Origin of the sequence: Bradyrhizobium sp. PRIMUS42 (assembly GCF_023006515.1) — a bacterium.
In the GTDB taxonomy this organism is placed as follows: Bacteria; Pseudomonadota; Alphaproteobacteria; order Rhizobiales; family Xanthobacteraceae; genus Bradyrhizobium.
In genome coordinates this window covers 1-3,483 of the sequence record NZ_JALBGZ010000659.1, presented here as the reverse complement: position 1 = coordinate 3,483, position 3,483 = coordinate 1, and the positions used below count along the sequence as shown (strand labels likewise).

Below are 3,483 nucleotides of genomic sequence, written 5' to 3'. Positions count from 1 at the left end.
CTGGACGGGCCATGGCCGGTGGTGCTGCTGGCCGAGCTGCCGGGGCTGCCGCTGGACCGGGTGGTCCGCCTCTTCCGTGTCCCTGGCCGGGCCCTTGGGCGAACGCACTGACGCTCGCCGCCAGCATCGAGACACCAACCAAACCAGCCGTCAGGCAAACGCCACGCGGAAGCATGATCTCGGCTCCCAGCTCGTAATCGCCCACGACCTTCAACGCACAGACGGCGGAATCGTTCGTTGTCGGCCCCGGTCGGCGTTGCGATCTTCCGACGCAGGCCGCCTCAAGATAAATCCTGCGTCAGAGTGGTGGCGAGCCGCTCCAGCGCCCAATCGACCTGGTCGCTGGTGATCACCAGCGGCGGGGCGATGCGGATCGTGTGCTCATGGGTATCCTTGGCGAGGATGCCCTTGCCCTGAAGCGCCTCGCAGTAGCGGCGGGCGCGCCCGGCCTCGGGATGCAGCTCGACCGCCAGCATCAAGCCGCGCCCGCGCACTTCGCGGATCGTGTTGGCACGAATGTCCTTCAGACCTTCCAGAAAGCGCGCGCCCTGCCTGGCCGCGTTCTCGATCATGCCTTCCTCGACCAGCACGCGGATCGCCGCCCGCGCCACCGCGCAGGCAAGCGGGTTGCCGCCGAAGGTCGAACCGTGCTGCCCGGGCCTCAATGTCCCGAGCACTTCGTTGTTCGAAAGCACGGCCGACACCGGATAGAAGCCACCGGACAGGGCCTTGCCGAGCAGCGTCACGTCCGCCTCTATGCCCTCGTGCTGTTCGGCGAGCAGCTTGCCGGTGCGGCCGAGCCCGGTCTGGATCTCGTCGAGCACCAGCATCACGTTGTTGGCGGTGCAGAGCTGGCGCACCTCAGTGAAATAGCCGGCTGGAGGAATGATGACGCCGGCTTCGCCCTGGATCGGTTCGACCAGAAAGGCAACCGTGTTCGGGGTGATTGCGTCTTCCAGCGCCGCGGCGTCGCCGAACGGGATGATCTTGAAGCCCGGCGCGAACGGCCCGAAGTGCGTCCGTGTCTCGGGGTCGGTCGAAAAGCCGACGATGCCCAGCGTGCGCCCGTGGAAATTGTTGGCGCAAACGATGATCTCGGCCTGGCCGTCCGGCACGCCCTTCACCTCATAGCCCCATTTGCGGACCGACTTGATCGCACTTTCCACCGCCTCGGCGCCGCTGTTCATCGGCAGCACCTTGTGGGAACCGGTGAGCGCCGCGATCTCCTCGTAGAACAAGGCGAGTTGGTCGTTGTGAAACGCCCTCGAGGTCAGCGTCAGCCTTTGTGCCTGTTCGACCATTGCCGCCAGGATCTTGGGGTGGCAGTGGCCCTGGCTGACCGCCGAATAGGCCGAGAGGCAATCGAGATAACGGTTACCTTCGATATCCCAGACCCAGACACCTTCGCCACGGGACAGGACGGCCCCGATCGGCTCGTAATTATGAGCGCCAAAGCGTGCTTCTGTTGCGACCAAATCAATGACGGATGAGCTCATCTGTCGTCGCTCCATTGCTGCACGCACCGGGCTCTCAACTTGATTTGGGTATCGGTCTGCCGCCTTGGAAGCCTTCAGGCGCTCGATTGCGGACGAGGCCTGATTTGCCCCGAAATGTCAGATGGTTCTGCGGAACCACAGGGCATCGTTCGCCGACCAGGTCTCTACGGTGCATGGGGTTGTTTTCGCAGTTTTTGTTTTGGAGGCCTCACCCGATCGAGCAGGGCACGCTCAAGAAGCCGCGGAACCGCACCCGTCCGCCCCGCACCGGCGTTCCGCTCACGCCATAATTCGGGAAGCGCGCCAGGAAGCGCGAGATCGCGATCGCGCCTTCCAGCCGCGCCAGCGCCATGCCGGCGCATTGATGCGCGCCGGTGGCGAAGGCGAGATGGCGGTTTGGCGCGCGCGCGACGTCGAAGCTTTCAGGATCGGGAAACTGCGCGGGGTCGCGGTTGGCTGCGCCAATGCACAGCGTGACCGATGTGCCGGCATCGAGCATGACGCCGCCGAGTTCGACCTTCTCCGTGGTCATGCGGTTGCCGAGCTGGTTGGAGCTCTCATAGCGCAGCATCTCCTCGACCGCGGTCTTGATCAGGTCGGGGTTGCCGATCAGGCGCTGCTTCTGCTCTGGATTCCTGTGCAGGGCGACGAGGCCGTTGCCGATCAGATTGGTGGTGGTCTCATGCCCGGCATTGAGCAGGAAGATGCAATTGTGCAGCAGCTCCTTCTCGGTCAGCCGCTCGCCATTCTCCTCCCCCTGGATCAGGCGTGTCAGCACGTCGCGCTCGGGGTTGCCGGGCTTTTGGCGCCGGCGCGCGACCAGCGTCTCGAGATAGGCGAGGAAGTCCGTCACCGCCTTGTTGCCGCGCGCGGCCACGTCAGGTGACACCACGGGCTCGAGTGCGCCGAGAATCGCGAGCGACCAGTCGCGCAGCGGCCCGCGTTCGTCATGGGGAACATCGAGCAGGTTGCCGATCACCTCGATGGGAATGGACGCGGCGAAATCCTCGATCAGCTCGCAATGGCCCTTGGCGGCGATGGCGTCGAGCAAGCCATCGACCAGCTTGATGAGATCGCTCTCCATCCCCGCGATCGCCCGCGGCGACAGCGCGCCCATGATCAGGCGCCGCACGCGGGTGTGCGCGGGCGGATCGTTGAAGACGAGGCTGGTGGTGTGGTGCTCGTAGAGCGGAGTGTCGCCGTATTTCGGCGCGAACTCGCGCTTCTTGTCCGAGCTGAATGATTTTGTGTTCTTGTAGGTCGTGACGAGATCGTCATAGCGCGTCAGGAACACGGTGCCGCTGCGCAGGCGCTTGACCGGCTCGTTCTCCCGCAGTGCACGATAGGTTGGGTAAGGGTTGTCGTAAAACTCCGGCGTCAGCTTCTCGAGGTCGAAGCTTGCCGCCAACTCCTTCGCATCTGCGTTCATCCCGCTATACTCGCCGGTTAAAGCCGATATGCCGTTTTTGTTGTTCTGGTCGACGCGTGCATGCGTCTACAGTCTTCGAACACTGCTAGCCGACCGGACAGGAAAATGCACGCGCGCGCTGACGCTCCCGACACGGCCTCGAATTGGCCCGACGAAATTTTCGCAACATTGCAGCGCTTCGACGTCCGCCAGGTGCCTTATGTGCCCGATGCCGGCCATTCGAAGCTGATCCAGCACGTGCTGGAGTCCCCCACCATGCAGGGCATTCCTCTGACGACCGAGGAGGAGGGCGTGGCGCTCCTCGCCGGCGCCTGGACCGGCGGGCAGCGCGGCGTGCTGCTGATGCAGTCGAGCGGCGTCGGCAATTGCATCAACATGCTGTCGCTGATCCCGATCCTGCGCTTTCCATTCCTCACCCTCGTGACCATGCGCGGCGAGTGGGGCGAGTTCAATCCGTGGCAGGTGCCGATGGGATCGACCACGCAGGGCGTGTTCGAGCTCTCCGGCGTCAAGGTGCTGCGCGCCTCGAACGCGGCCGAGGTGCCGGCGGTGCTGGAG

General features: G+C 64.5%; 3 protein-coding genes. 1 reads left to right on the top strand and 2 read right to left on the bottom strand.

The window, feature by feature from the left end; all coding sequences use genetic code 11:
• Positions 1-281: 281 nt before the first annotated feature.
• Positions 282-1,496, bottom strand: coding sequence for an ornithine--oxo-acid transaminase (rocD, locus tag MOV75_RS31345; RefSeq protein ID WP_247007254.1), 1,215 nt, complete (start codon positions 1,494-1,496; stop codon positions 282-284).
• Positions 1,497-1,704: 208 nt separating this feature from the next.
• A complete protein-coding gene (locus tag MOV75_RS31340) occupies positions 1,705-2,925 on the bottom strand; it encodes a cytochrome P450 (RefSeq protein ID WP_246923717.1) in 1,221 nt (406 codons plus the stop codon).
• Positions 2,926-3,030: 105 nt separating this feature from the next.
• Here MOV75_RS31340 and MOV75_RS31335 point away from each other — a divergent pair.
• Positions 3,031-3,483 (top strand): phosphonopyruvate decarboxylase (locus MOV75_RS31335; RefSeq protein WP_247007252.1); only part of this gene is annotated, 453 nt, incomplete at its 3' end.